Below are 26501 nucleotides of genomic sequence, written 5' to 3'. Positions count from 1 at the left end.
CGATGCCTATGGGGACCTGCCACAGACCTTCACGGGAGCGCATAATTCATGGTCCGTCAACCTTTGCGTGTCAATTTCTCGGCAGCAGGCGCCATCAAAAGGTTGCAGATATTGAAGGTCGGGCTCACATCCCACATCACATTCGTCTTGGTGACGCTCACCTGCGCGGCGGCTGCGTTGCTGTGCGGATTTGCGTGGCTCGCCGCGGTGAAGGTCGATGATCTCTCGTTGCGCCGGCAGGCCGACTTCGTCCGCCAAGGATTGGAAGAGCAGATCGCGGCACTTCCCCGGGAACAGGAAAGCGTCACCAAATGGGATGACGCCTTCCTCTATGCCAAGCAGCGGAACCATGAATGGCTGCTCGACAATGTCGGTCGGTGGACGAGCCAGTATTTCGGGCACGACAGAACCTATATCTTCGACGATACCAATCGCCTGATGTTTGCGTTCCGCGACGGCGCGGATGCCATGCCGCCGCGGCTCGGTGACGACGACGGCCATGAAATGACCGCTCTTGCCGGAGAGATGCGCGCCGCTCTCGTCGAGCGGGCTGTAAAACCCGGCGCCGAAGCGCTTGGTCAACTGGCCACGGTTCGGACGATCATGATCGGCAACAGGCCGGCGATAACAAGCGCGCGTCCCATTCTGCCGAGCTCGGCCAGGATGCAGATCGAGGCGGGCCAGGAATTCATCGCCATCTCGGTCAAGTTCATCGATGGAAAGACCGCCGAAAGTATCGCGCATCATGCGCTGCTCGAAGGCTTGAATTTCGCGCCTTCGAAAGGTGAGGACGAGCGGGCGCAAGTGCCTGTGTCGTCCCATGACGGCGGCACGATCGGCTATTTCGTGTGGCCGCCTATCCGGCCCGGCTTCATGCTGCTGCAGCAGATCGCGCCGGCGGGGCTCGGCTGCCTGGGGCTGCTGATCACCGTCGTGTTCTGGCTCGGACGAGGTCTGCATCGCACCTCGCTGACACTGCTGGACAGCCAGGCGCAGCTCACCCACCACCGCGACCATCTGGAAGAGATGGTGGCCGATCGAACGGCCGAGATCGAAAGGCAGAGAGAGGAACTGGACCGCCTGCTGGTGCACGAACGGCAGGTGAATGCGCTTCAGCGGCAGTTCGTCGCCATGGCCTCGCACGAGTTTCGCACGCCGCTCGCCATCATCGACGCCGCTGCCCAGCGGCTCTGCCGCTCGACGACCAACGTCAGCGGTGATTACGTTCACGAAAAAGCCGGCGTGATCCGCAGTGCGGTGGTGCGCATGGTGGATCTGATGGAGAGTATTCTCGCCAGCGGCCGGCTCGAAACCGGACAGATCACACTAAAGCGCAGCGAAGGCGATCTGAAAGCCCTGCTCGTCAGCTGCTGCGACAGGCAGCGCCACCTCAGCCGCTCGCATGTGTTCCATCTCGATCTCGAGCCCATCCCTGACATATTGACGTTCGACCGCAGCGCCATGGAACAGGTCTTCACCAACCTGATTTCGAACGCCGTCAAATATTCGCCCAACGCGCCTGACATTCATGTTCGCGCCCGGGCCGACGAGAAAACGGTGGAGATCGCCATCTCCGACAGTGGTATCGGCATGGATGCGGAGGATCTGCCGAAGCTTTTCCAGCCCTATTATCGCGCCCGCAGCGCGACGGGCATTGCCGGAACCGGCATCGGCCTCAACGTCGTCAAGCAGGTCGTCGAACTGCATGGCGGCACCGTCGAGGTGACGAGCGAGCTCGGCAAAGGCACAACATTCACCATTCTTCTGCCAATAGAGTTTCTATTGTCGGATCAACAAGTCGCAGCTTAAGGAAGAGCTCATGGTTACAGTCCTGTGCATAGAAGACGAAGTCGAGATCCGGAACCTCCTCGTCGAAGAATTGAGCGAAGCCGGCTACAAGACGCTCGAGGCATCGAACGGCGCCGAGGGACTGGAAATGATCCTGTCGAAGTGGCCCGATATCGTCATCAGCGACATTTCGATGCCTGTGATGGATGGGCACCAGCTTCTGGCGGAAATTCAGATCAACCACCCCGAGCTTTCCAACATCCCCTTCATCCTGCTGACGGCACTGACCGACCGGGAAAACACGCTAGCCGGCCTGCGCGGGGGAGCGGCGGACTATCTGACGAAGCCGCTCGACTTCGATCTGCTGCTCGCCAAACTCGAAGGCTGCGTGACGCGCCTTGCCAACGACAAGGCGGTCCATCGGTCGTTTTGATGGTTGTTGGGCGGCGCCCAAGAGAGCCTCATCCTTGTACGTTGCCGTTGCTGTATAAAGGGGCTGTGCGGCGGGGATGCGTGTCATCCTTGGGTCTTGAACTCGTACCTCAGCAAGCATCTCCGTCGCCATGTCTTCGCTCGAACGGTTGGTTGGGCTTCGAGCCCGCGTTGCAAGGAGGAGCAGTCATGCATATCCAGCAATCTTTCATGGTCGGTATCGATGTCTCGAAGGCCCATCTCGACGTTGCCGTTGAGGGCAAACGCGCCGTTGTCCGCTTCGACAACAATGCGCCAGGCTGTGCCGCACTCACTGCGGCAGTGGCCGGCGCAGAGCTTGTCGTCGTCGAGGCGACCGGCGGTTACGAGATGGCAATCGTCAGAACGCTTATGGCCGCCGGTATTGCCGTCGCCGTCGTCAATCCCCGCCAGGTGCGCGACTTCGCCAGGGCCAGCGGTCGTTTGGCCAAGACCGATCAGGTCGACGCCCGCGTCACGCTCCACTTCGCCAGAGCGATGCGGCCGGCACAGATCCCCCATATCGACGACGGCCGCATCGCGCTTGCTGCGCTTGTCACCCGCCGTCGCCAACTCATCGACATGGCGGTCGCCGAGAAGAACCGCCTCGAGCATGCGCCTGAGGCCGTCGCAGCGCTGATTGGCGAGACCCTCGCCGCCCTCAAGGCTCAGCTCGCCCGCGTCGATGCCGCCATCGCGCTCGCCATCGAGGCCGAGCCCGACATGGCCGCACGCCGCAATCTGCTGCTGACCGTGCCGGGCATTGGCGAGGTCAGTGCCGCCGTGCTCATCGCCGAACTGCCCGAACTCGGCGCCATCGACGACAAGAAGCTCGCAGCCCTCGTCGGCGTCGCCCCCATCGCTCACGACAGCGGCACATGGCGTGGACAACGCCATATCGCCGGCGGGCCGCGCCACCGTCAGATGCGCCCTCTATATGGCTACGCTCTCGGCCATCCGTTGCAACCCGGCCATCAAGACCTTCCACAAAAGGCTGCGCGACGCGGGCAAACCGCCCAAGGTCGCCATCGTCGCCGCCATGCGAAAGCTCATCATCATGATCAACACTATTCTTAAAAGACGAACCCCATGGAACCAGCCCCAACAACACGGTTGCTGAGGTGCCGCGCAGGGGCCTCGAAGGGCGAGGCGGGCGCGCCGGCGTGGACGCATGCAAGGAGCTGCGTTGCGGCGTCTCCTTCGAGGCTTCGCCCTCCGGGCTACGAGCCTCAGGATGAGGGACGTTGGTGAATACCGTTCCTAAACAATCAGCGTTGGTGGACGCCGCGAGAAGAGGGTGCTTGATCCGTTACCGCCCACTTTCCATTATCCTCTTCTTGCCAGCGCATCACCCAGCACCTCGAACACCCTTGGATCGAGCGTCTGAGACACGTTGAAGCGCATGAAATTGGTTGCCGATTGCGACAGGCTGAATGCGTTTCCGGGAGCCAAAACGATCCTCTCTTCCAATGCGCCGCGCGCCACATCAGCCGCATCGATGCCGTCGGGCAGCCGGCACCAGAGGAACATTCCGGCCTGGGGCTCCAGCCAGGGCGTTATGCCGAGGTGCTTCAGCTTGGCCGAGACCTCACTCATCGCTCGGGAGAGCCGGTGTCTCAGCGTCTCCATGTGTTTGCGATAGCTGCCGTCGCTCAAGACGTTCAGCACCAGTTCCGCTGTCAGCCGGCCGCCGCCGAAGGAGGTGGCGATCTTCAGGTCTGTCAGGCCGTCGATCCATTCCGGTTTCGCCACGACGAAACCGCAGCGGGCCGAGGCCGACAGGGTTTTCGAGAAGCTGCCGATGTGGATGACGCGCTCGAGCCCGTCGAAGGCAGCGAGGCGGGGTGCTGGCGTGTGCTCGAAATCGGCAAAGATATCGTCCTCGATGATGGTCAGGTCGAACTGGTCGGCGAGTTTTAGAACCCGGTGAGCCGTAACAGGAGACAAGGTTGCGCCGGTCGGATTGTGGATGGCGGAGTTGGTGATGTAGAGCCGCGGACGCTCATCGGCGACGACTTGCGCAAACAGCTCGATGTCGGGACCGGACGCGGTGTAGGGCACGCTGACGATCTTTGCCCGATGGGCGCGCAGCAATGCATGGAAATTGAAATAGCAGGGATCGTCGACCAGCACCGTGTCGCCGGGTTCCAACAGAAAACGGCAGAGCAGATCGATTGCCTGCGTGCCGGAATCGGCCAGCATGATTTGATCCGGGGAGGCTTCGATCCCCCGTTCGCCCATGCGGCGGGAAATCAGCTGGCGCAGTTGCGGCAGGCCGAGCGGCGAGCCGTAGTCGGCAAGCGCCGGCCCGTCAGCGCGCGAAAGTGTTCTGAGCCCGCGGCGCATGCCGTCCCCCGGCAGCCAGGAGGGCGGCAGCCAGCCGCAGCCGGGCTTCAGGTCGGCTTCGCCGGCCTCCAGCGATTGCCGCGATATCCAGAACGGGTCGACCGCGCGGTCGAGCTTCGGCCCGGCCTCGGCAAGCGCAAAGGGCGCTACCTGGTTGGCGACGTAGAATCCCGAGCCTGGTCTCGCCAGGATCGCGCCTTCAGCGATCAAGCGTTCGTAAGCGTCGACGACGGTCGAAGTCGAGAGCTTCAACGTCGCAGCCAGCCCTCGGACGGAAGGTAGTCTTGCGCCCGGCGTCAGGCTGCGCCCGGCGATGCGCTGCCTGATCGTCGCGACGACCATCTCTACGCGTGTGCGTCCTTCGCTCATCTGTATTGCTTTCTGAACCATTACAGTTTCGCAAAATCGTATCAGGCTGTCACTGTCATGGCCATCCGTGTTGGCCGATAAGAGTGAGAGAATGAAGGAGGGCAGCGCATCATGGACCGCATGGCATCGGGATGGATCAATGGTTTTATCGGGGTGGTGATCTTCAGCGGATCGCTGCCGGCGACACGCGTGGCGGTGATGCAGTTCGATCCCGTCTTCCTCACCGTGGCGCGCGCGGCGATCGCCGGCTTCCTCGCCCTCGGCCTGCTGATCGCTTTCAGAGAGAAGCGGCCGAGCCGAGGTGATATTCTCTCCCTGGCCGTCGTCGCGCTCGGCGTCGTGGTCGGTTTCCCCCTGCTGACGGCGTTGGCGCTGCAGCATGTCACCTCAGCCCATTCGATCGTCTTCATCGGCCTGCTGCCGCTCGCAACCGCGATCTTCGGCGTGATCCGTGGCGGAGAACGGCCGAAGCCGGCATTCTGGGCCTTTTCCGTTCTCGGCAGCGCGCTGGTGGCGGGATTCGCATTGACACAGGGCCTGACGGCCTCGCCGGTCGGCGATCTGCTGATGCTGGCGGCGGTCATCGTTTGCGGCCTCGGCTATGCCGAAGGCGGCAGGCTTTCGCGCACGCTCGGCGGGTGGCAGGTGATTTCCTGGGCGCTCGTGTTGTCGCTGCCGGTGACGGTCGCAGTCGCGCTTTTTCATCGGCCGGAGACCTTCTCGGGCATTGAAGCGCCGGCGCTGCTCGGCCTTGCCTATGTCTCGCTGTTTTCCATGCTGATCGGCTTCATCTTCTGGTATCGCGGCCTGTCGCAGGGCGGCATCGCCGCCGTCGGACAACTGCAGCTGCTCCAGCCGTTCTTCGGCCTGGCGCTCGCCGCAACCCTGCTGCACGAGCCCGTGACTTGGGCAATGCTCGCAGTGACCGTTGCCGTCATCCTCTGCGTCGCCGGCGCTCGCAAGTTTGCGCGGTAGGGAGGATCATGACGCTCTCTCTGTCCTCAGATTTGATCGAGAACCTCGGGCTGCAATTTTCCAATCTTCATCAGATGCTGCAGCGCGTATGATATCGACAGAGCGTCGTCGAGCCCGTCATGTCCCCGCAATGGAGGATGTTCGACCTGGTAATAGTCGGCCAGCTTGTTGCTGGGCGTCTTTGCCAAATCCTCGATCGGCATGCCCGCAGCGACGAGAAGCTTGACGGCGTTGTCGAAGCGTCGAGCCGGGATGGAGGGCTGAATGCCTGCGACATAGCAGCTGATGGCCAACATGTTCAGCTCGTCCTTGCCCCACGACCAAAACCGGGCGCCGCCCGAGAAGCTGTCGACGCCGGAAAGGGCATCCTCCAAGACCACGCCATGGGTGTCGATATCCTCTTCGGTGATGCCGGTCAGATTGGTGAAATAGGGACCGAGCGGATACCGCTTGCCGAAACGATCGATGGGCCGAACATAGGATTTATACGTATCGAGGATCGGAAACTCGCCCTCGAGGCCAAGCTTGACGGCTCCGATCTGCGCAATGATAGGATCGGGATCGTGGGCCGCGCACCAAAATCTGCGTTGCGAGCCTTCCAGGCAAAGAAATTCACAGTCGAATATGATGGCGGTCTTCATCGTCGACGTTGCCCTCACGAATTTGGCCGATAAGCTTAAGGAGGAATCCAACACATGGAGCACTCCAAATAAAGGCTATGAGCCACGCAATCGCCGTCGCTCCCACACACTCCTGTTCATCAATCCGACAGCTAGGCTCGACGGCGAAGGTGTGTAGGCAGGTCGCCCCAACCAATATTGCTAAGCTCGCGATTGCGATGGATATCCAAAGTCTGATCCCTCGCTTCATGATCAAGGCGGCGATAAAGACTCCTGCGAAGGGCAACACGATCAGCCAAATCACGAACTGTCCCTCCTGGATAGTGGTCCCGAGCGTGGAGTTTATCCAACCAGCCTGACTATGCAAATGACGGGACTTTGGCCGAGGCGGCAAGTGCAGTGCTGTCGTAGGTGGCACCCTGCAACAGGAACTGCCCGGTGCCGGCGGCGAATTGACATTGACCAGCGCAAGCCGCAAGAACAAGGCAAGGGCCGCTACCGACGCCTGGCGGGTCGGGACGGTGGAAGAGTGAGCGAAAGTGTCAGGCGGGATGGAGCGACGGGTTCTCGAGGCGCTTGGAATTGCGGCAGGACTGGTCTTTGTCGCCGGTCTCGGCCTCATCGTGTGGTCGGGGTTCATCGCAAACGACCAAATCGACCACTGCTCGGACCAAACGTCCGGAAGCTACATCTTCGATGATGCAGCAAGAGCTAAAGCTTGCGACGGCGGTCCCTAAACGATATCGCGCCCGCTCGGATCGGTTTCGACCCGGCACGACGATCAGCTGCCCGAAACCAGCCTGAGGCCGATCACGCCAGCCAGGATGAGAGCGATGCAGAAGAGCCGCATCGGTGAAGCGGCGTCGCCCAGCGCGACCATGCCGAGGATCGCAGTGCCGGCCGCGCCGATGCCGGTCCAAACCGCGTAGCCGGTGCCGACAGGCAGCGTGCGGAGCGACATCGACAGGAGAAAGACGCTCGACAGGCCGGTTACGACGGTCAGCAAAGTGGGGATCAGCCGGGTAAAGCCTAGCGATGACTTCATGAAGAAGGCGAATCCGATTTCGAGGATGCCGGCGATGCCGAGGAGCGCCCAAGCCATAGTTGTGAATCCCTTGATGGGCCGAACCTTGCGGCCGGCGAGCTTTATTCTGAGGGGAGCAGGCGCCCGCATATGTGAGCGCCCGCCTGACAGCTTCAGGCCTTGGCGACAGCCGCCGGTGTCGAGCGGAAGGCGATGCCGAAGCGGTTGAAGGCGTTCATCAGGCCGATCGCATAGGTGAGATCGGCAAGTTCCTTGTCGTCGAATTCGGCGGCAGCGGCGGCATAATCCGCATCGGGAATACCGGTTTCGGAGACGCGCGTGACCGTTTCCGCCCAGGCAAGGGCTGCGCGTTCGCGGGGGCTGAACAGGTTGCCGGCATCGCGCCAGACCGCGACCAATACCAGCTTCTCCACCGTCAGGCCTGATTTCAGCAGATCGCGGGAGTGCATGTCGATGCAGAAGGCGCAGCCGTTGATCTCAGACACCCGGAGATAGGCGAGATCGACCAGTTCCTTCGGCAGGCCGCTTTTCTGGATGGCGACGTAGACGCCGCCGAAAGCCCGGTATCCCTCGGGAGAAGCCTTTGCGTAGTCGATGCGGTTGCTCATGACGATTGTTCCTTTCTGATTGAAGGACTTCATCGTCGTGCATCTTGGCCTATATGAGAAGGTCCATGAATGGCATTCTGCATTAGGCCATGACATCGGGTCACAGCAGTTTTAAAATCCGCCTTGCCAGTGTTTCGGCGGTGCGCTGAGAGTCGATATTGGTGAAGTTGAGAAGCAGGGCCGGGGCGGCTTCGCCCTCGATCATCCAGTCGGTCAGTGCTTCCGCATAGAGGCCTTCTCTGCGCATAAGGGCCACGAGCTCGCGGTCCGAACGCTCGCCTAACAGCCGCAGGATCAGGTGCATGCCGCCGGGCTGTGAATCGATGCTGATATGGCCGGCGAGCACGCTTTCCAGGCCTGCCGCCGTCATCTCGCGGCGCTCGGCATAGAGCCTGCGCATGCGCTGGATATGCCTGGCGAAGTGGCCCTCGGTGATGAAGGCGGTGACGACTGCCTGCGTCAGCTCGGGACTGCCGGCGGCCATCGCCTCGGTCATCTCTTCGAACCGCGCCACCTCAGCTTCCGGCGCGATCAGATAGGCAAGCCGGAGGCTTGGAAACAGCACCTTGCTGAAGGTGCCGGCATAGAGCACGCGGCCCTCTCGATCCAGGCTCTGCAAGGCCGGCAGGGGACGGCTGACATAGCGGTATTCGCCGTCGTAATCGTCCTCGATGATCCAGGCGTCGTTGCCGGCAGCCCAGTCCAGCAGCGCCTGGCGCCGCGGCAGGGAGAGCGAGACGCAGAGCGGGCTCTGGTGCGCCGGCGTCACCACCGCCGCACGGGCCCCAGGCGCCTGCCTGATGCCGTCGGAGACGACCAAACCGTCGCGATCGACCGGCACGGGCACGGTCGCGATCTGCATATGCCGGAACAGCTCCCGGGTCGGCGGATATCCCGGGTTTTCAAGCCAGACCCGATCGCCAGCCCTCAGCAAGGTATGCACGATCAGCGCGATGGTGTGGCGATAACCTGAGGTGACGAACACCTGAGACGGCGAACAACAGATGCCGCGCGAGACCTGCAGGTATGCGGCGATCTCGGCGCGAAGGGCCGGCAGGCCGGAAACGGCAGGGTGAACCATGTCAGCCGGCTGCATGGCGCGGACGCAACGCGCGCCGAGCCGCGCCCAGATCTTGCGGGGAAAGGTATCGAGTGCGGGCAGGCCCATCTGGAAGGGCAGGCTCGAGTCGGGACGGAAACTCGTCGGCACGATGCCGCTGCTCTCGGCCGACAGGATGGGTTTCGACACCGGCATTTGCGGTTTGAGATCCGGCGTGACGATGGTTCCGGCCTGGCCGCGGGCCTGGATATAACCCTCGGCGGCAAGCAGGGAATAGGCGGCCTCGATGGTGCCCCGGGCGAGACCCAACTCCTTGGTCAGCGCTCGTGCCGATGGTATCCGGTCGCCCGGCTTCAGCACACCGCTGGCGATGGCGCCGCGGAAGCGATCGTAGATCTGCCGGTAAAACGGCGTGGCCGCCGCTGGATCGAGCGGCGGGATATTGCCAGGCCTTGCGCCGGTCATGGCTCGTCAACCTTTTTTATATGGATGGGCAGGTGATGATGGCATGACGGTTCGGCCAGGGCAATCATGGCCCAGTTGTAAACTTCCTTCATGGATCTTTTGGATGGACCATAAGATTCGTAAAACCATTGCCACTTCCACGCTTCAAATCGGATCGCGCTCTTTCAACGCGGCGAAAGGATTTGGACAGAACTTCGGAGTAGGTCAATGAAGACAATCCTACATGTGTGCTGCAGTCCGCGCGGGCAGGCGGCCGAGAGCTACAGGCTCTCCCAAGCGATTATCGGCTTCCTCCTGCGGAGGGAGCCGGGGGCGACCGTCGTCGAGAGGGTGATCGGCAATGGCACGATCGCCCATGTCGACGCGGCCTATGCGATCTCCCAGGCATCGGCGGCGGATGTCTCGCGCGAGGGCTCGATGGCCCTGTCCGAAGAGCTGATCCGCGAGCTGGAGGCTGCGGACTTCGTGGTCATCGGAACGCCGATGCACAATCTGACCGTCCCCTCGGCGCTGAAGGCCTGGATCGATCATGTCGTGCGGGCGCGGCGAACCTTCACGATCGGCCCGGCCGGAAAGGTAGGCACGCTACGCGACCGCCCCGTCTTTATCGCGATCGCCTCGGGCGGGCGGTTTTCCGGGGAGCGCGCCCGCCAGCCGGATTTCCTGACGCCTTATTTGAAAGCCATCCTCGCCACGATCGGGCTGCAGGACCTGATCTTCTTCTCGGTGCAGGGGACAGGCGCCGGCTCCCATGCCGCTGCGGAAACCAGGATCGGCACACATCGCGCGCTGGAGGAGCATTTTTCTTCGCTTTACGCTCACTCGTAGCTCGGAATCGACTAGGTGTATGCAAATGCTTGTGAGGAGATAGAAGGCTCAGATGACGATACGTTCAATCAAGTCCGTCGCAGTGTTCTGCGGCTCCAATTTCGGCGCTTCGGAGGCCTTTGCCGACGGTGCCCGCGCCCTCGGCGGGGCGCTGGGGGAGGCGGGGATAACCATCATCTATGGCGGAACGGTCAAGGGCCTGATGGGCGTCGTCGCCGACGCCGCCCTGGAAGCCGGCGGCAGCGTGCATGGCGTCATTACCGAAAGCCTGCATCAGCGCGGCCAATCGCATGCCGGCCTGACCAGGCATGAGATCGTCGAGACGCTGCGCAGCCGCAAGGAACGCATGGTCGAGCTTTCCGATGCCTTCATCGCGCTGCCGGGCGGCATCGGCACGATCGAGGAATTGATGGAGGTCTGGACCATGAACCAGCTCTCGGAGATCGACAAACCCGTGGGGCTGCTCAACTCCGCCGGTTTCTTCGACGCCTTCCTCGGCTTCATCGACCATATGGTCGAGACGAGGTTCCTGCCGGCCGCGCACAGGCACTCGATCTCTGTCGACACGGATGCGAGCGCCCTGATCGACAAGCTGCGCAGCTATACGCGCGTCGAGGTGCCGAAATGGCTATAGCTTCCATCCGACAATGCCGCCGGCCGGTTATTGGTGTTGTTGGGCAAGTGCGACAGGTACGCCGCAGCGAGCCGCGATGAAGGTTCGGGGGCAGCGCTTCTTGCAGCGGGCTGCTCCCGATCCGGCGAGGGGTTCTACGAAGTGTTCACTTGGCAGGCACGACGAGCGGCGCCCCTTTGCGGACGATGTAGGTTGCCAGCTCCGACGCCTTGCCGCTGCCGATGTTCTTCGCCGAGTGAACGACGCCCGACGGAATGAACAGTGATTGGCCGGCCTTAAGGGTAACCGGCTGGCTGCCTTCGAGCTGGTATTCCAGCGTTCCCTCGATGACGAAGGCGATCTCCTCGCCGGGATGCGAATGATTGGGTGCGAGAACGCCCGGCGCGAAATCGACGCGAACCTGGACGGCCTCGTGGCCGGGCACATCGATATCGTTCTTGATGAGATCGGTGCGCTGCAGCGGCTGTTCTGCGTGTGCTGCGGCTGCGCCGCCGAGAACAAGGGCGAGCGCGATAGCCTGGATCATTTTCATGTCGTCATCCTTCCTGAATTGACCATTTCCGACCGGTTGGCCGTATCGGGATTTAAGTGGATCATTGAACCAGAGATGTGTCGGCAAACTCGCATTTTTGTAAGCCAGTGTATCTGCGGCACGCCTATTTGGAGGGCGGCGCGGGGTTGGCGAGACCGCCAACCCAATCTCCCTCATCTCTGTGCTCGTCACAGAGATCCAGTATGCTCAGGTCCCTGGGCGTGGGAAATTTTTCTTGCAGCGTCAATCACGGCGCGGACGCGCCGTGGCTGGGTTCCTGTGACAAGCACAGGAATGAGGAAACGTGAGTGACGCCATTGACTGAATTAGGCCGCCGATGATGAGCCCGCGGTTCTGACGCCGACGAGACTGGCGATGTCCGTAATGCCGCCGGAGGATTCGAAGTCGAATATTTTCTGAGTGACAAGGGCGGCGGCGCCCCGGGCCCAGGAATTGTCCTCCCAATCGGGCAGGAGGGGAGGCGCAGTCCGGAAGGTCCGGGCGGAAAGCGCTTCGCGCAGCGGTGTCAGGAAAGGGTCGCCGAGGGAGACGGCTTCGCCACCGGCGACGATGACTTCGGGATCGGTAATGTTGACGAGATTGGCAAGGGCGGTGCCGATGCCGCGGCCGGAATCGGCGACGAGGGCGAGGGCGGTGGTATCGCCTGATGCGAGCGCAGCCGACAATTCCGGCAGCCCCAGTTCCTCGCGGCCGGTCGCTTCCCGCCAGCGCCGGAGCATTGAGATTTCGGAGTGATAGGCCATCAGACAGCCGCGCTTGCCGCATTCGCAGAGCCGGCCATTCTCCTCGTAGAGCGTGTGGCCGAACTTGCCGGCCGCGCCGTTTGCGCCGCGGTAGAGCTTGCCGTCGATGACGAGTGCGCAGCTGATGCCGACGCCGACGGCGAGAACCGCCATGTTGCGATGCTGGCGGCCGAGCCCGAAGAGCTGCTGCGCGATGGCATAAGCGTTGGTGTCGTCCTCCAGCCAGACCGGGACATGGACGCGGCTGGCGACCAGCGAGGCGAGGGGGACATTGTCCCACTTGAAGCGGTAGCTGCGCACGCAGGCCGTCTGTTCGTGGTTGATGACGCCGGGCATGGAGATGCCGATGCCGGCGAGTTTCGCGTTCGGCCGGCCGGCGAGCTTCACCAGTTCGGGCACGGTGCTCGCCAGCAGGTCGGCAACCTTGTCAGGATCGTGGCCGCCGAGGCTTACCCGCATGGCGGCGACGGGGTTGGTGGCGAGGTCGGTTGCCACGCACTCCACCGAATCGACCATCAGCTTGAAGCCGACGGCGAGCGCGTGCTCGTAGTTGATGTCCACCGGGATCGGGCGGCGGCCGGTGAGGCCGGGCACGGTCTTCCCTTCGATGACGATGCCTTCCTCCAGAAGGTCGGCGACGACGAAGGTGACGGCGGCAGGACTTAAACCGATCACCGTCGCGATGTCGGCACGGCTCCTTGGCCCCTCGCGCCGGAGAAGATTGAGGATGAGGCGTCGGTTCATGGCTCTCGCCGTGGTCTGGTCGCCTTTTAACTTCACGATGCATTCCTTAATTTTGTAAATTAATTATTGCGAGCTGCAAAGATCTATGCATAAGTTCGGCCGCGGATCAACTCAGCCAAGCGGATTATCGCTGGAATCGCCGAGCGGATCGTAGCGTTGAATGCCTGGTCGGTCGTTTCATGGAGGAGGCGACGGTCGGGAGATGTTGATCGATCAACTGGGAGGAATTCAATGACATTTTTGAAGCAATTTCCGTCGACCACCCGCAGACGCTTCCTGAAAGGCGCGGGGCTGGTTTCCGCCGCAGCGGTCACCGGCAGCTTTCCGATCCCGGCGATCGCGCAGGCCCAGGAGGTCACGATGATCTCCGCCGAAAACAATGGTGCCGCACTCGATGCGCTGAAGGCGATTGCCGCGGGCTTCAGCAAGGAAGCCGGCGTCAACGTCGTCATCAACAATATGGACCACGAGGCCCACAAGACGGCCATTCGCAACTATCTCGTCGCCGGCGCGCCCGACGTCTGCTCCTGGTTTTCGGGCAACCGCATGCGCGCCTTCGTCAAGCGCGGCCTCTTCGACGATATCTCCGACCTTTTCGAGAAAGAGAAATATAAGGACGTGCTCGGCGCGACGGCAGGGGCCGTCACCGAAGACGGCAAGCAGTACGGCCTCCCCACCGGCGGCACGCTCTGGGGCATGTTCTATCGCAAGGATGTGTTCGAGCAGCATGGCCTGACCGTGCCGAAGACGGCCGAAGAGTTCATGGCCTATGGCGACAAGTGCAAGGCCGCGGGCATCACGCCGGTCGCGATCGGCACCAAGGAATTATGGCCGGCGGCCGGCTGGTTCGACCAGATGAATCTTCGCATCAACGGCCTCGACAAGCATATGGCGCTGATGAACGGCGAGATGAGCTATCTCGATCCCTCGCTGACAGCGGTTTTCGACCAGTGGGAGGCGATGATTTCGAAGGGGTTCTTCACGGAGAACCATACGTCCTTCGGCTGGCAGGAGGCTGCAGCGCTGCTGGCGCAGAAGAAAGCCGGCATGATGAACCTCGGCGCTTTCCTGCGCTCGGCTTTCACCGCCGAAGATCTGCCACAGCTCTCTTACGCGACCTTCCCGGTGCTCGACGCCAAGGTCGGCCACTACGAGGAATTCTCGGTCAACTCGATCCACATTCCCGCCAAGGCCAAGAACAAGCAGGGCGCGCGCGAATTCCTCGCCTATTTCTACAAGCCGGAGAATCTGGCGGCCTATCTGGAGCCGGGCGGCAATGTGCCGCCGCGCCACGACCTGCCGCCAAGCAAGGACCCGCTGGTCAACGTCGCTGTCGAGACGATGAAGACGGTGCAGGGCACGTCGCAATATTACGACCGCGACAGCGATCCCGATATGGCGCAGGCCGGCCTCGTCGGCTTCCAGGAGTTCATGGCCAAACCCGACCGGCGCAAGGCCATCCTGACGCGCCTCGAGGGCACGCGCAAGCGCATCTACAAGATCTAGCAGCTCTCCCAGGGGCGGCGGCGAACCGCTGCTTCCAAGGGGTGGAGGCTGTATGCCTCCACCCCTTGGGGGAGGTGCGCCTCTGCTCCCGGAGCACGCATGAGTCTGCTCCTGTATTAATGAGGTTCTTGAGATGTTGATGTTATGGCGCCGCCAGCGTTGGTGGCTCACCCCGACTTTGCTCATCGCGCCCGCGATCGTGCTGTTCTTCACGGTCATCCTGCTGTCGGCGGTCAGGAGCCTCTGGATCAGCCTGCACGACTGGGATGGCTTCGGCCCGATGGTGTGGATCGGCTTCGGCAATTACGTCGAACTTTATAACGATCCGCAATTCTACGTGTCGCTGAAAAACAACTTGATCTGGCTGGTGATGTTCATGGCGGCACCACCTCTCGGGCTCGCCATCGCGCTGCTGGTCAACCAGAAAATCCGCGGCATGCGCTTCCTGAAGTCGCTGTTCTTCATTCCGCTGGTGCTTGCCTCGGTGACGGTCGGCGTCGTCTTCACATGGGTCTATACGCCGGAGTTCGGGTTGCTCGCACTGATCTTCAGGGCGTTCGGGGCGACGGCGCCGGCGGTTCTCTCCGACGAGCATTTCGTCACTTTCGCCATCGTGATTGCAGCACTCTGGCCGCAGATCACCTTCTGCATGGTGCTTTATCTCGCCGGTCTCAACAATTTGAGCGAAGAGCTGATCGGTGCCGGGCGCGTCGACGGGGCACGGGGCTGGAACATGTTGTGGCACATCGTGCTGCCGCAACTGACCCAGGTCACCTTCATCGCCATTGCCGTCACCGTCGTCGGGGCGCTTCGCTCCTTCGACATGGTGTCGGTGATGACAAACGGCGGCCCGTTCGGTTCGTCCTCGGTTCTCGCCTACCAGATGTTCGAACAGTCAATCTTCTCCTACCGCTTCGGCTACGGCGCGGCAATCGCCTCGGTGCTGTTCGTGATCATGGCCGCCTTCATCGTCTGGTACCTCAGCCGCATCATCCATACCGAAGAAAGGGGAGGCTGATGTATCCTCGTCCCATTCCCGATGTCGCCATCTGGCAGCGCCGTCTCTACGTGCTCGCCGTCGTCATCGTCCTCCTGCTCTGGCTCTGCCCGCTGTTTGCGATCATCCTCACTTCGTTCCGCTCGACCGAGGATGTGATGGGCGGCAATCTATGGGGATGGCCGACCGGGATCGGCGTCATCGACAACTATGCTGATGTCTTCACGCAGACGCCGATGGCCCGCTACTTCCTTAACAGCCTGACGATCACCATTCCCTCGGTGATCGGCGTGCTGGTGCTCTCCACGCTCGCCGGCTATGTGCTGTCGCGCTACCGCTTTCCCGGCAACATGCTGATCTTCGCGCTGTTCGTCGGCGGCAATTTCCTGCCGCACCAAATCATGATGATCCCGGTGCGCGACCTGATGGTCCGGCTCGATTTGATCGATACGACGGCGGCGCTGATCATCTTCCATGTGGCCTTCCAAACCGGCTTTGCGACGCTGTTCATGCGCAATTTCATCGCCGCACTGCCCGATGAACTGTTCCAGGCGGCGCGAGCCGAGGGGGCGTCTCCCTTCCAGACCCTATGGCATGTGGCGATCCCGCTGGTGCGACCGGCGCTTGCCGCACTCGCCATCCTGATCTTCACCTTCATCTGGAACGATTACTTCTGGGCCGTGGTGCTGACCGTCAGCGACTCCGTCAAGCCTGTGACCGCCGGCCTTGCCAATCTTCGCGGCGAGTGGGTCTCGGCCTGGAACCTGATTTCAGCCGGCACGATCGTTGTCGCCGTGCCGCCCGTCGTCATGTTCTTCCTGATGCAGCGGCACTTCATCGCCGGCCTGACGATGGGCGCGGTGAAGGGATGAGCGATCTCCTCAACCTCCAAGTTTCAACAGCAGAGAGCCAGGACGCATGACCAGTCTCGAACTCCGACAGATCAACAAGAATTACGGCGCTTATCACGCGCTGCGCGGCATCGATCTTTCCGTAGCGCAAGGCGAGTTCATCGTCATGGTCGGCCCCTCCGGCTGCGGCAAGTCCACGCTTTTGAAAACGATCGCCGGCCTGGAGGAGATCTCCTCCGGCCAGATCCTGATCAACGGCCGCGACGTCAGCAAACAGGAGCCGGGGGACCGCGGCATCGCCATGGTCTTCCAGTCCTACGCGCTCTATCCGCATATGACGGTGGCGGAGAACATGGGCTTCGGTTTGCGCATGGCCAAGCGCCCGAAGGCCGAGATCGAGGCGGCGGTAGCGCGCGCCGCCAAGATCCTGAGGATCACCGACCAATTGGAGAAGCGGCCGAAGCAGCTCTCCGGCGGGCAGCGGCAGCGCGTGGCGATCGGCCGGGCCATCACCCGTTCGCCCGACGTCTTCCTGTTCGACGAGCCGCTGTCGAACCTCGATGCGGCACTTCGAACCCAGATGCGTGTCGAGCTCAGCAGCCTGCATGCCGAGCTCGGCGCCACCATGGTCTACGTCACCCACGACCAGGTCGAGGCCATGACCATGGCGAGCCGGATCGTCGTCTTGAACCAGGGGATAATCGAGCAGGTCGGCTCACCGCTCGAACTCTACCGCAACCCTGACAATCTCTTCGTCGCGGGCTTTCTCGGCGCCCCGCGGATGAACTTCCTCGGCGTTACCGTCGACGAAGTGTCCGACCGCAATGTCACGGTTTCGGCGCCGGGCCTCGTGCCGGTGACGGTGGAACTGGCGGAGACGACGGTGCTGGCGAAGGGCGCCAGCCTGACGCTCGGTGTCAGACCGGAAAACATATCGATGGTCGCCGACGGAGCGCAGGGCGGAGCGATCAGCGGTCAGGTCCGACTGGTCGAACATCTCGGGCGCGAAACCATTCTCTATGTCGATGCCGGCAATCTCAGGACCATCGCCTCGGAAAGCGGTACCGGCAACATAACGGTGCAGCTGAGCTACGTCGCGCCTTTTGCCGCCGACCAGAACGTGGCGCTGAAGCTCGATGCCAGCGAACTCTATCTCTTTTCTTCCGACGGCGGACGCACGATCAGCACCCGCAAGACCACCCTCGACAGATAAACACAGGAAAGACCACAGTGTCCGACAAGACCCTCTCCGTATGGAACCCCGTCAAGACCGACCGCTTTCTCGTCGGCACGCCGCACTATCCCGAACATGTCGATGAAAGCTACTGGCAGCGCGATGCCGAGCGCATGGCGAAGGCCGGCTTCAACGTGGTCAGAATGGCCGAATTCGCCTGGCATATCCTCGAGCCGAAGCTCGGCACCTTCGATTTCGATCTGTTCGACCGCGCCATCGCCATGCTCGGGCGCTACGGCATCGACACGATCATGTGCACGCCGACGGCAACGCCGCCGCGCTGGCTGACCGTGGCGCATCCGGAGATCTTAAGGGTCGACGGCAAGGGCCGACCAATGAGCCATGGCTCGCGCCAGCATTGCGACACGGCAAGCCCGGTCTTTCGCGAGCACAGCCGGCGTATCACCAAAGCGATGGCCGAGCACTATCGCGACAATCCGTTTGTCGTCGGCTGGCAGACCGACAACGAGCTGAACACCAGCATGCCGGAGAGCTTTTCCAAGGCGACGCTCACCGAATTCCAGGCCTTCCTTGCCGGCAGATATGACGAGATCAGCAAGCTCAACACGGCTTGGGGTGGCGATTTCTGGGCGACGGCCTATGACAGCTTCGACCAGGTGGTGCTGCCGATCGAGTTTGGCCCGACCTTCCCGAGCCCCGGCCATCTGCAGGATTATCACCGTTTCCTTGCCTTCTCGACGGCGCGCTTTCAGCACGACCAAGTGGAGATCCTGCGCGCCGTCAAATCCTCCTGGTTCGTCTTCCACAATCTCGGCGGTCTCAGGGATATCGACTTTCGCGGCCAGTTCACCACCGATCTCGATTTCGTCGGCTACGACATCTACCCGATGCTCTACGACGAGTTCCAGCGGCTCGGAAACCACGCCAAGGTCCAGGCGCTGCATCTCGATATCTGCCGCGGTTTTTCCGGCAACTATATCGTTCCCGAGCAGCAATCGGGCTTCGGCAGCCAGCCGGGTTTCTGCACGCTGACGCCGGAGCCGGGCGAACTGCGCCGCATGGCACTTTCCTCGGTCGCCCATGGCGCTGACGGGTTGATGTTCTTCCGCTGGCGCCCGGCCCATTTCGGCGCGGAGATTTACTGGATGGGCATCATCGACCACGACGACGTCGCCCGCCATCGGTATGACGAGGCGAAACGCTTCGCCTCCGAGATGACCGCGTTGGCGCCCAAGATCCTCGGCACTTATGTGCGCATGGATGTCGGCATTGCCGGCTCCGACTTCGATAATCAGGAAGCCCACAAGACCTATCCGATCGGCCTGCCGAGCCCGCAGGACGATGCGATCCTGCTGCACCAATATTGCTACGACCGCGGCATTGCCTGCGGTTTCATTCATCCCGAGGACGATCTTTCCAAGCTGAAGCTGCTCTATGTGCCCCATTGGGTGATGTGGAAGGACGAATGGACCGAAAGGCTGAAATCTTTCGCCGAGCAGGGCGGCACCGTAGTCATCGGCGCGCGCACCGGTACCCGCAACGAAGACAACCACGTCATCCGCGAGACCGCTCCCGGCACCTCGCTGTCGCAGCTCACGGGCGTACGTGTCGAGGATTTCGGCCGTCTCGCCGCTCCCGGCGCCAACGGGCTCTTCGATGTGATGGAGCGTTCGGGCGGGCTTGTCATTCCGCCGAACAAGCCGGCGGAATCACATCGGCGCGAACGCCGCTTCAAGATCGGCAACCGCGAACTGGTCGGCGGCTATTTCTATGAAAACCTGGCGATCGCAAGTGATGTCGACGTGGTCGCGGCCTGGTCCAATCGCTATGCCGAGGGTCAGCCGATGGCGACGTCGCGCAAGCTCGGCAAGGGGCAGGTGGTCTATGTCGGTACCTATCTCACCCCGGATCTGACGGCAGCATTTGCCGAGCGGCTATTTGCACCCGTCGGCATCGAGCCGCTGATCGGCGAGCTTCCCGAGGGCGTCGAGGTGACCATGCGGATGAATGACGACCGCCGGCTGCTGTTCATCCAGAACTACACCGACCAGCCGGCCGCCATCGGCGGCGTTCCCACTGGCCGTGATCTCCTCGATGACGAAAAGCCCGTTGCCGGTAGGCTCGATCTCGAAGGCTACGGCTGCGCGATCATCGAGCTCGCTGAGTGAGGCGGCTTTCACGTACAAGGCAGGGGCCGCAGGCCGGCCTCTGTCCGATCAAGGCGGGTTCGCGAACGACAGATGGTTCTCAATACAGCGACACCATCGCCCGAAAACGGGATCGGTCGACGGCGATGACGTTGTCGAGACACGAAAAACGTGACCGCAGACCTGAAACGAATTATCCGAACGCTCGAAGGCTCATCACGACACAGGGACTTTGAGGTGGTGGGTGATCGACCGCCATCTTGGAGCAATTCGAGCAAAGGGTTCTGCGTCTGAAATTGATAAAAAAAGAGCATCTCCGTACTCAAACAAAACGGAAATGCTCTTCGTAGTTTAGTGTGGAGCCATACGTGTCGGCTCCACACCGCTCGCAACTGATTTATCGGCTATTCGTCTGATGTCGCCGGCGCATCGTTCTCCAGAGAGGTGCGGATTTGATCGATCTTCCCGTTTGCGTCGCCAACCCCCAAGATGGTTTTGGCCTGGCTCAGAACCGCCGGACTGACTTCACCGGTTTTCGTGGCAGAAGCCAATGCGTCCTCCAGCGCCTGATCTCCCAACAGAGGGTCATCGGCTGCGGGCTCGATTCCATTGTCGAGTTCATACTGGGCATAAGCCACGGCATAGGCCGCGATGGCCGTCATGCGTGGGTCCGACGTATGCATCAACGCCTTGTAGTTTCGCTTCAAGGAGTTCAGGCCCGCAAGTTGCGCCGACAGGTTCTTTTGTTTGGTGCTGACTTTGGTCTCGTCTGCCTTGACGGACTTGGACTTGCTTGCCGCCTCGGTGGATTTGCCTTTCACGCCTTGAGATTTGGAGTTGCCATGGGTTGAACCGCTACCCTGGCTGCTGCTGCCATGGTTGCCGCTGTTTCCACTGCCGCCGTGACCGCCGCCATTGCCCCCACCGTTGCCGCCACCGTTTCCACCGCTCTTTGCCTGTGCGGTCATGTCGATTCCGGCAATCGTTGCCGGGCTTGCTGCAAGAGCCAGCGAAAGCGCGGCCAAGGACGCTAAGGTTGCTATCCGCATTGTTTTCCTCCAAGTCGGATCAAGCGCCGTGCAGATGCACGGCTTGAACAGATACGAGAGGTTAGACGGCGATCGCGCGTTGCACATCGGACCGAGGTCCGATGCCGCTCCCGGCAATGGTCCTACACGGCTTCATATACTTAACGATTCCTGGTCGGAACGGCCGACGGAACGGGAAGGCGGGAGACCGAGGAACCGGGGCGACATTCTCCCTAGGTGTTTAGTCCGGTCGGACCCGAGGCTCTCTGGCGCAATTTCGATATTCTAGATGTTAATTTGCCCCCGGGACCGGGCAGTCCAGGTCCCCCTCATTGCACTTCAGGTAAACCTTGAGCGCTTCCGTGCGGCTTTGAGTCGGGCCGTCGTGGCACGAACTGTTGACGAACGGATAGGCGGTATCTCGGCCACACCTTGGCATAACTGGAAGCAGCTCGCCGATCCGGTTCTCAATCAATTCCCATTTAAGGATTTGTGCAGGAGCCGCAGGTCCGTTATCGAAAACATGTCGGCTTGATGCAGGACGCCTCGCTGAGTTTCACGAGAGCGTCGAACGGCATTGGATAGAGAATCACGCCAAGCGCAAATCGAGAAGCGGGTGTAACTTCTTGAGATTCGGCAGCGATTTCGCTTGCCAAGGATATTGGCTGGTGCCTTTGACGACGAGCAGGAGGTCGCCCATCTTTCTGGCTTCAATCGTCAGCTTGGCCAGGAGATTTATGCCGGAGGAATTGAGGAACTCGAGACCCGTCAGGTTGAACGTCACCTGCTTGTGCCCCTCATGGAGCAGGCCTGATATCAACGAGTAAATGGGGGCATAGGCGTCCGGTCCTGCCAGCCGGAATACGCCATCGAAATAGACCTCGTTTTTCTCAGCCCATACGCGGAAGTTTTCGTCGCTGATTTCCATTCTTCGCTCACAGATTGGAGGAGGGCGGCATCGCCACGGCTGCAGTCGTCGTCAGTATGATACGCTGGTTATCTTTCCCTTCGAATGCCCATGCCATTTTTGCATCGTAATCGCTCAGAAGGGTCAACAACCCCAAGCCCGAACCGCTTTCTGCCGATATGGCATTGGTTTCGATTTGCTCAATAAGAAGTTCCCCGGGGTCCCTCGATTGAAGGCGATGCAGCAGTTGCTGAAAGCGAGAGGATGTCACGCCATCGATCGTGTTTTTCACCCTTATTAAAAAAGTACCGTCGAATATGCCGGCTTCAATGAGGATCTCCCCAGGCTGTCGAAACTTGACGGCATTTTCGATCAACTCATTGCTGAGATATCCGATGTCATGATGCGCCTGCACGTAGTCTTTCCTTGAACGTGAATACCGCAGAGCCATGACTTCCGCTATAAAGTCCGAAGTCATTCCGGAGTGCTTCCAACCAAGCTGAAGCGGTCCGTCGCTTAACTTGAGGCGAGTGCTTGAATCCAGGCTTATGCCCGCCAGAGATTCGATACCATATACCGTTGGCGTCATGTCTCACCTATGTCGCACTGCGAGAAGCGTGATGTCGTCGTAAATCTTCTGCGATCCAATGAAGAGCATTAATGTCGCTATAATTCCGGCAACAACTTTCTCAGCGCTCTGGTCCTTCAAGCGCAGTGCTTCGCGGCACAGACGTTCTATGCCAAAGAGTTCTCCAGCGTCGTTTTCGGCTTCTGTTACGCCGTCCGTATGCAGGAGTATGAGGTCGCCCGTCTCGAAGGTTATTTCGCGGGTTTTAATAAAGGCAGAAATATCGGCTTCCAGCCCGATCGGTATACCCAGATCCATGGTGTCTATGCGCTCGACCTCGCCGTTCGCCCGCACGACGACAACTTCCTCGTGTTGTCCCGACAGGATCATCTCTTTGCCGTCATAGTCAAGAAACGCCAGAGTGAGATGCTTGTCGATTTTGGTTCTCACTATGTTTTTGAACAGGGCGCTGTTCAGGTCTGTGAGAAATTTGACGGCATCGGTGTTTCCTGCTTCCTGCAGGGCGCGGGCGACGGACTGAACCATCAACATCAGCACGCCGCTTTCGAGCCCGTGTCCGGTGACGTCGCCGATGCCAATCTTCAACCGATTTCCGCTCTTCAATACGTCGTAATAATCGCCGCCGACTTCTTCTGCAGGTCTCATATAGGCTGCGATCTCAAGGGCCTGAAACTCCTCAAGCTCCTGGTGCAGCGGAAGAACCATGAGCTGGATCCTCTCGGCGACGGCCAGCTCTGTTCCGAGACGTCTATTTTCTCGCTGGAGCTGTGCGTTCAGCGTCGAAATCTCTTCCTTTGCATCTTCGATTTGAGCTGTTCGCTCTTCGACAAGCTGCTCGAGATTTTCCGTGTGATAGCTGATCTGTTCGGCCATCCGGTTGAATGCTTCACCAGCCTCGCCGACCTCATCTTTGCTTGTTATGGCCACCCTGACCGAATAATCCTTCGCCTGAATCCGTTTGGCGGCATCTGCAAGTGCACTAATTCCGCTCGTTATTCGTTTCGAAGCCGCAATTACTGCTATAGCCACAACAAGCAGTGACATTAGGATCGCCAGGATTTGGTAGATCACGATCCGGTTGGTAGCTTCCGAAATTTTGGCTTGGGCCGCATAAAGGGAGGCCTGGATTTCTCGTTCAGGCACAACCACTCCAAGAGACATCGCCTCTTGCCGAACCGGGCCGCTGGACCAAAGATTGGTCGCGGGGAGTTTCTTGACGATAACGATATAGGGGACCTCGTTACCCTCCTGCCGCAACAACAAATGTTGGATGCCCAGTTCGCGATCAAGGGCCAGTTTTGCAATCGCAGGCTGGGAGCTTCCCTTCAGGGAGCGCTCCAGTCCGGTCACTCCGCTTCCGCTCGCATCGCTCGCAGAACGCAGACCGAGCGTTTTTTCGCCTGTGCTGTTGATCGCCACAACGTTTCCGTCGGACATTGCGAGAAATCCAAAGCCGGACTGAGCCACTTTCACATTTTCAACAGTCTGCGCGAGCTGGTCGAGTGTGATGTCCGCGCCAGCCGTCCCGGCGACATTCTTCCTGTCGGCTGTCCATAGTGGTTGAAAGAAAGAAACGATCAGTTTCCCGGTAATGGCGTCCGTATAGGGCGCTGTCTGGGTTATATCGTCCGCGACCGGTCGCGTTTTCATATCCTTGGCCCAGCCCTGCCAGGACTCATAAAGTCCGGGAAAAAAGAAGTCCCAGAAATTGGCCTCGTTATGACCAGGATAAAGGCGGTCGAAGGTCTGAGCCTGGTCGGTATAAGGCGCCGTTCTGAAGATTGGTCGTTCTTTCGATCCGATGTAATACATCTGCAGCTTTGAGGCCCCGTGCTGCAGCAAGCTCGGTGCGACAAGGTCCAGAACCGCGCTGGTCTGGATATCGGTCTGAACGTCGGGTCTCGGGTTGTGGTCTTCTCCGAGCAAGTAACTCCAGACGCTGACAACTGAGACTGAGCCCGGAGCGTTCTGAGACCAGTTCGCCTTTTGATCGTAGGACAGGCTGACGCTGCCGGGAGACGTGCGGGCGATCGCCGCGCCGACATCGGAATTACGCTCGGGATCGTCGATCTGCGCCTGGAGTACACCCGCCAAGGTGCTGACGTCGTTGTGAACCTGCCGCAGGAGCAAACTCACCTGTGCTGCGGTGGAATCGGCGTATGTGCGGATGTATTCCTGGCTTGCTGCTTCAAGACCCTGTCCCACTTCGAGCGTGGCGTCGCGCGACAGCCTCTGAACATTCCAAAGCGCCAGTCCACCGCTGACCAGCAGATCAAAGAGGACAGCTCCACCGACGACCAAGATGAACTTTGCCCGAAATGAGCCTAATCTTGCCGGTCTCTTCGACGAACTCTGGTCCATCACAGCGGCTTTCGGCCGGAAGCTGCCCAGATCGGCCAGCCTGCATAACCCTTGGGATGAAGAGCAGCAAAGACATGATCTTTGAATCCTTGCCGGAACCTGCGAATGAAATCTGATGAGTCGCCCCGTCGAACGGCCATCTCACCCGCGTAGACATTTTCCCATGCTTCGATGATGTCTGCGAAGTCTTGGGGATCCCCATCAAGATTCGTGACCATAAAGGAATCGACCTTGATGTTATCGAAGCCCGCGTCGGCGAGGAGGTGGCGGCTTTTCGGCCCCATCTCGACATCCATGTCGAAGTGCTTGAACAGTTTGGCGACTTCTTCGTAAGTCCATTTTATGGATTCAGCATGTGGCTCGCCCAGACAATGCGAGTTTTTTTCGTTGGTGATGTAGACACGGCCGCCAGGCTTGCAGATGCGGTAAAGCTCCCTGAGCAGCATCTCGGGCCGGTCGAAAATCTGCAGCGAATGTCGGCAGGTCACAAAGTCAAATTGATTGTCTCGCAGTAGCATTTGGGAAGCGTCGCCATAGGTGTACTCGATTCCCTGCAGATCGAAGTCGGCCGCGACCCTGCGAGCATATTCGAGGCTGCGCACGGAGTGATCCAGCGCGACAAGGCGTGCCGGTCTAAATTCCCGTTGAACCAGGGCGGCGAAATCACCAATTCCGCAACAGATATCCGCGATGACAAGACCGCTGCGCAGGCCGTGGCGAGGCAACAGTTCGCGTTCGTGCCTCCATGTCATTTTCGTCTGGGTGCGCAGAATGGGAATGAAAGTCTCATCCTCGACAAAGCTCTGGCCCGGATAAAACGCCGAATCGTAGACTTCGACCGATAGGCTTGGTTGTGATGCCGACAGCGTTTGGAATAACGAGGTCGACCATGCCACCACGCTCGACGTAATGATGACGATCTTCCGTTCCGGTCTGATCCGGCAACTTGCCGCGAGTGTATCGGCCAGGGCCGCGAAGGCAGTCATGTTGATGTGTGTCAGACGTTTGACATTGACGTAAACGACCCCGCTGTATTTTTCTAAACTTTGCTGCACCAGCCTGAGGGCGTCGGTGATTTCAGCGGCGCTTTCGGGGCGCATCTTGCCAGACAGCAACAGCTCTTGATTTGTCGGATCAAAATGAACAGTGAAGGGTAGGGGAAGCAGGGTCATTGGAAGTCCTCGGTCGAGGGGAAATCCGCAATGATTTGAATCCCTTGTCTGCCGTCTTTCTCAATTCGGATCGTGGCGCGGAATATTGCTGCCAAATCACTAAGCAAAACCGTCCCGTCGGATTTCATCACCACGTATGCAGAGCCGGCGCGGGGGACAGGCTGGTGTTCGCTTGCTCTTGCACTCGTGTGCTCTGGGCTAGATGCTTCCTCGCACGGAAACGTAATTCTCAGCCGATTGAATGTGGAATTCCGGTAGAGACTGAAACTGATCCTTCCCAACTCGCTCGTCGAACGGAAAGCAAGTTCGATGAGCTCGTTCGTCGCGACGGAAAGAAAATTGGAATATCGAGCGGGATCGCTGTGACCTTGGCCGAGAATGTCTGAGAGATATTCCGTAATCTTGTCGCAAAACTGCCATCGGGATTTGAACATCGCAACGTTCAGTTCCAGCGATACCATCGGCGCAAATGCATGGTCATCGAAGCTAGCTGCTGCTTCCTGTTCCAATACACCCTCCC

At 60.3% G+C, this 26501-nt stretch carries 25 protein-coding genes and 1 pseudogene; 12 read left to right on the top strand and 14 right to left on the bottom strand.

The features are described from left to right. Positions 1-63 precede the first annotated feature (63 nt). The 4 genes and pseudogenes from AC25BC_RS13290 (at position 64) to AC25BC_RS13275 (ending at position 3358) form a co-directional block, all read left to right on the top strand. Positions 64-1809, top strand: a complete 1746-nt coding sequence (locus AC25BC_RS13290) for a sensor histidine kinase (protein ID WP_050563538.1) — start codon at positions 64-66, stop codon at positions 1807-1809. A gap of 10 nt (positions 1810-1819) precedes the next feature. After that, complete coding sequence (locus tag AC25BC_RS13285; RefSeq protein WP_003560657.1) at positions 1820-2221, top strand: response regulator; 402 nt, start codon at positions 1820-1822, stop codon at positions 2219-2221. Beyond that, positions 2221-3210, top strand: a pseudogene (locus AC25BC_RS13280) (IS110 family RNA-guided transposase); the annotation flags it as partial. The gene AC25BC_RS13285 and the pseudogene AC25BC_RS13280, both read left to right, overlap by 1 nt. Beyond that, positions 3176-3358, top strand: a complete 183-nt coding sequence (locus tag AC25BC_RS13275; protein WP_487778521.1) for a hypothetical protein — start codon at positions 3176-3178, stop codon at positions 3356-3358. The pseudogene AC25BC_RS13280 and the gene AC25BC_RS13275, both read left to right, overlap by 35 nt. 206 nt (positions 3359-3564) lie before the next feature. Here AC25BC_RS13275 and AC25BC_RS13270 read toward each other — a convergent pair whose 3' ends face one another. Further along, the gene (locus AC25BC_RS13270) at positions 3565-4974 is read right to left on the bottom strand and encodes an aminotransferase-like domain-containing protein (RefSeq protein ID WP_128438355.1); all 1410 of its coding nucleotides are present in this window, start codon (positions 4972-4974) and stop codon (positions 3565-3567) included. A gap of 90 nt (positions 4975-5064) precedes the next feature. On the opposite strand from AC25BC_RS13270, the gene AC25BC_RS13265 reads away from it, so the two are divergent. Continuing rightward, on the top strand, positions 5065-5928 hold the full coding sequence (locus tag AC25BC_RS13265; RefSeq protein WP_012758108.1) for a DMT family transporter: 864 nt from the start codon (positions 5065-5067) through the stop codon (positions 5926-5928). A 26-nt stretch (positions 5929-5954) separates the two neighbouring features. On the opposite strand, the gene AC25BC_RS13260 is transcribed toward AC25BC_RS13265, so the two are convergent. The 5 genes from AC25BC_RS13260 to pdxR all read right to left on the bottom strand — a co-directional run bounded on the left by AC25BC_RS13260 (position 5955) and on the right by pdxR (position 9726). Continuing rightward, a complete protein-coding gene (locus AC25BC_RS13260) occupies positions 5955-6569 on the bottom strand; it encodes a 3'-5' exonuclease (RefSeq protein ID WP_012758107.1) in 615 nt (204 codons plus the stop codon). Next, positions 6541-6852 carry a hypothetical protein gene (locus AC25BC_RS13255; RefSeq protein WP_487778520.1) on the bottom strand — a complete coding sequence of 104 codons (312 nt, stop codon included), beginning with the start codon at positions 6850-6852 and terminating at the stop codon, positions 6541-6543. The genes AC25BC_RS13260 and AC25BC_RS13255 overlap by 29 nt, the downstream gene beginning before the upstream one ends. 477 nt (positions 6853-7329) lie before the next feature. Then, positions 7330-7650 (bottom strand): DMT family transporter, encoded by a 321-nt coding sequence (locus AC25BC_RS13250; protein ID WP_017994584.1) that lies wholly within the window; start codon positions 7648-7650, stop codon positions 7330-7332. Positions 7651-7745: 95 nt separating this feature from the next. Next, entirely contained in the window at positions 7746-8201 is a 456-nt protein-coding gene (locus tag AC25BC_RS13245) for a carboxymuconolactone decarboxylase family protein (RefSeq protein WP_012758104.1), read from the bottom strand. Positions 8202-8301: 100 nt separating this feature from the next. After that, the gene (pdxR, locus tag AC25BC_RS13240; protein ID WP_128438356.1) at positions 8302-9726 is read right to left on the bottom strand and encodes a MocR-like pyridoxine biosynthesis transcription factor PdxR; all 1425 of its coding nucleotides are present in this window, start codon (positions 9724-9726) and stop codon (positions 8302-8304) included. Positions 9727-9933: 207 nt separating this feature from the next. Between pdxR and AC25BC_RS13235 the strand changes: the two genes are divergently transcribed. Together AC25BC_RS13235 and AC25BC_RS13230 are read left to right on the top strand one after the other, a co-directional pair. Beyond that, positions 9934-10554 carry an FMN-dependent NADH-azoreductase gene (locus tag AC25BC_RS13235; RefSeq protein WP_012758103.1) on the top strand — a complete coding sequence of 207 codons (621 nt, stop codon included), beginning with the start codon at positions 9934-9936 and terminating at the stop codon, positions 10552-10554. 52 nt (positions 10555-10606) lie between these two features. Continuing rightward, a complete protein-coding gene (locus AC25BC_RS13230; RefSeq protein ID WP_012758102.1) occupies positions 10607-11188 on the top strand; it encodes an LOG family protein in 582 nt (193 codons plus the stop codon). A 145-nt stretch (positions 11189-11333) separates the two neighbouring features. Here AC25BC_RS13230 and AC25BC_RS13225 read toward each other — a convergent pair whose 3' ends face one another. Together AC25BC_RS13225 and AC25BC_RS13220 are read right to left on the bottom strand one after the other, a co-directional pair. Further along, a complete protein-coding gene (locus AC25BC_RS13225) occupies positions 11334-11720 on the bottom strand; it encodes a cupin domain-containing protein (protein ID WP_012758101.1) in 387 nt (128 codons plus the stop codon). A gap of 326 nt (positions 11721-12046) precedes the next feature. Next, positions 12047-13264, bottom strand: a complete 1218-nt coding sequence (locus tag AC25BC_RS13220) for an ROK family protein (protein ID WP_012758100.1) — start codon at positions 13262-13264, stop codon at positions 12047-12049. Positions 13265-13459: 195 nt separating this feature from the next. Between AC25BC_RS13220 and AC25BC_RS13215 the strand changes: the two genes are divergently transcribed. The 5 genes from AC25BC_RS13215 (at position 13460) to AC25BC_RS13195 (ending at position 19945) form a co-directional block, all read left to right on the top strand. Next, positions 13460-14734 carry an ABC transporter substrate-binding protein gene (locus AC25BC_RS13215; RefSeq protein ID WP_128438357.1) on the top strand — a complete coding sequence of 425 codons (1275 nt, stop codon included), beginning with the start codon at positions 13460-13462 and terminating at the stop codon, positions 14732-14734. Positions 14735-14867: 133 nt separating this feature from the next. Beyond that, positions 14868-15752: a carbohydrate ABC transporter permease gene (locus tag AC25BC_RS13210; RefSeq protein WP_012758098.1), complete on the top strand. Its 885-nt coding sequence runs from the start codon at positions 14868-14870 to the stop codon at positions 15750-15752. Next, positions 15752-16603, top strand: a complete 852-nt coding sequence (locus AC25BC_RS13205; protein ID WP_017994580.1) for a carbohydrate ABC transporter permease — start codon at positions 15752-15754, stop codon at positions 16601-16603. Before AC25BC_RS13210 ends, AC25BC_RS13205 begins: the two co-directional genes overlap by 1 nt. A gap of 46 nt (positions 16604-16649) precedes the next feature. After that, positions 16650-17795, top strand: a complete 1146-nt coding sequence (locus tag AC25BC_RS13200; protein ID WP_012758096.1) for an ABC transporter ATP-binding protein — start codon at positions 16650-16652, stop codon at positions 17793-17795. A 17-nt stretch (positions 17796-17812) separates the two neighbouring features. After that, the gene (locus tag AC25BC_RS13195) at positions 17813-19945 is read left to right on the top strand and encodes a beta-galactosidase (RefSeq protein WP_128438358.1); all 2133 of its coding nucleotides are present in this window, start codon (positions 17813-17815) and stop codon (positions 19943-19945) included. A gap of 383 nt (positions 19946-20328) precedes the next feature. On the opposite strand, the gene AC25BC_RS13190 is transcribed toward AC25BC_RS13195, so the two are convergent. The 6 genes from AC25BC_RS13190 to AC25BC_RS13165 form a co-directional block, all read right to left on the bottom strand. After that, on the bottom strand, positions 20329-20973 hold the full coding sequence (locus tag AC25BC_RS13190; protein ID WP_017994577.1) for a hypothetical protein: 645 nt from the start codon (positions 20971-20973) through the stop codon (positions 20329-20331). Between the two features lie 568 nt (positions 20974-21541). Beyond that, positions 21542-21880 (bottom strand): slr1659 superfamily regulator, encoded by a 339-nt coding sequence (locus AC25BC_RS13185; RefSeq protein WP_012758093.1) that lies wholly within the window; start codon positions 21878-21880, stop codon positions 21542-21544. A gap of 7 nt (positions 21881-21887) precedes the next feature. Next, positions 21888-22448 (bottom strand): slr1658 superfamily regulator, encoded by a 561-nt coding sequence (locus AC25BC_RS13180; RefSeq protein WP_012758092.1) that lies wholly within the window; start codon positions 22446-22448, stop codon positions 21888-21890. A 3-nt stretch (positions 22449-22451) separates the two neighbouring features. Beyond that, a complete protein-coding gene (locus tag AC25BC_RS13175) occupies positions 22452-24812 on the bottom strand; it encodes a SpoIIE family protein phosphatase (RefSeq protein ID WP_041935549.1) in 2361 nt (786 codons plus the stop codon). After that, complete coding sequence (locus tag AC25BC_RS13170) at positions 24809-25981, bottom strand: class I SAM-dependent methyltransferase (protein WP_012758090.1); 1173 nt, start codon at positions 25979-25981, stop codon at positions 24809-24811. Before AC25BC_RS13170 ends, AC25BC_RS13175 begins: the two co-directional genes overlap by 4 nt. Next, positions 25978-26490 carry a hypothetical protein gene (locus AC25BC_RS13165; RefSeq protein ID WP_012758089.1) on the bottom strand — a complete coding sequence of 171 codons (513 nt, stop codon included), beginning with the start codon at positions 26488-26490 and terminating at the stop codon, positions 25978-25980. Before AC25BC_RS13165 ends, AC25BC_RS13170 begins: the two co-directional genes overlap by 4 nt. Positions 26491-26501: the final 11 nt, after the last annotated feature.

It is taken from the genome of Rhizobium sp. WSM409, from assembly GCF_057653825.1.
Note: the sequence above shows the minus strand (reverse complement) of the source record. Positions and strands in the feature narration are given on the sequence as shown.

Bases quoted from the DNA above. Each gene is read 5' to 3' on its own strand.
- AC25BC_RS13230 (WP_012758102.1), top strand. From the start codon at position 10,607: ATGACGATACGTTCAATCAAGTCCGTCGCAGTGTTCTGCGGCTCCAAT.
- AC25BC_RS13180 (WP_012758092.1), bottom strand. From the start codon at position 22,448: ATGACGCCAACGGTATATGGTATCGAATCTCTGGCGGGCATAAGCCTG.
- AC25BC_RS13245 (WP_012758104.1), bottom strand. From the start codon at position 8,201: ATGAGCAACCGCATCGACTACGCAAAGGCTTCTCCCGAGGGATACCGG.
- AC25BC_RS13260 (WP_012758107.1), bottom strand. From the start codon at position 6,569: ATGAAGACCGCCATCATATTCGACTGTGAATTTCTTTGCCTGGAAGGC.
- pdxR (WP_128438356.1), bottom strand. From the start codon at position 9,726: ATGACCGGCGCAAGGCCTGGCAATATCCCGCCGCTCGATCCAGCGGCG.
- AC25BC_RS13270 (WP_128438355.1), bottom strand. From the start codon at position 4,974: ATGGTTCAGAAAGCAATACAGATGAGCGAAGGACGCACACGCGTAGAG.
- AC25BC_RS13275 (WP_487778521.1), top strand. From the start codon at position 3,176: ATGGCTACGCTCTCGGCCATCCGTTGCAACCCGGCCATCAAGACCTTC.
- AC25BC_RS13215 (WP_128438357.1), top strand. From the start codon at position 13,460: ATGACATTTTTGAAGCAATTTCCGTCGACCACCCGCAGACGCTTCCTG.
- AC25BC_RS13210 (WP_012758098.1), top strand. From the start codon at position 14,868: ATGTTGATGTTATGGCGCCGCCAGCGTTGGTGGCTCACCCCGACTTTG.
- AC25BC_RS13225 (WP_012758101.1), bottom strand. From the start codon at position 11,720: ATGAAAATGATCCAGGCTATCGCGCTCGCCCTTGTTCTCGGCGGCGCA.
- AC25BC_RS13205 (WP_017994580.1), top strand. From the start codon at position 15,752: ATGTATCCTCGTCCCATTCCCGATGTCGCCATCTGGCAGCGCCGTCTC.
- AC25BC_RS13170 (WP_012758090.1), bottom strand. From the start codon at position 25,981: ATGACCCTGCTTCCCCTACCCTTCACTGTTCATTTTGATCCGACAAAT.
- AC25BC_RS13190 (WP_017994577.1), bottom strand. From the start codon at position 20,973: ATGCGGATAGCAACCTTAGCGTCCTTGGCCGCGCTTTCGCTGGCTCTT.
- AC25BC_RS13250 (WP_017994584.1), bottom strand. From the start codon at position 7,650: ATGGCTTGGGCGCTCCTCGGCATCGCCGGCATCCTCGAAATCGGATTC.
- AC25BC_RS13200 (WP_012758096.1), top strand. From the start codon at position 16,650: ATGACCAGTCTCGAACTCCGACAGATCAACAAGAATTACGGCGCTTAT.
- AC25BC_RS13285 (WP_003560657.1), top strand. From the start codon at position 1,820: ATGGTTACAGTCCTGTGCATAGAAGACGAAGTCGAGATCCGGAACCTC.
- AC25BC_RS13235 (WP_012758103.1), top strand. From the start codon at position 9,934: ATGAAGACAATCCTACATGTGTGCTGCAGTCCGCGCGGGCAGGCGGCC.
- AC25BC_RS13185 (WP_012758093.1), bottom strand. From the start codon at position 21,880: ATGGAAATCAGCGACGAAAACTTCCGCGTATGGGCTGAGAAAAACGAG.
- AC25BC_RS13265 (WP_012758108.1), top strand. From the start codon at position 5,065: ATGGACCGCATGGCATCGGGATGGATCAATGGTTTTATCGGGGTGGTG.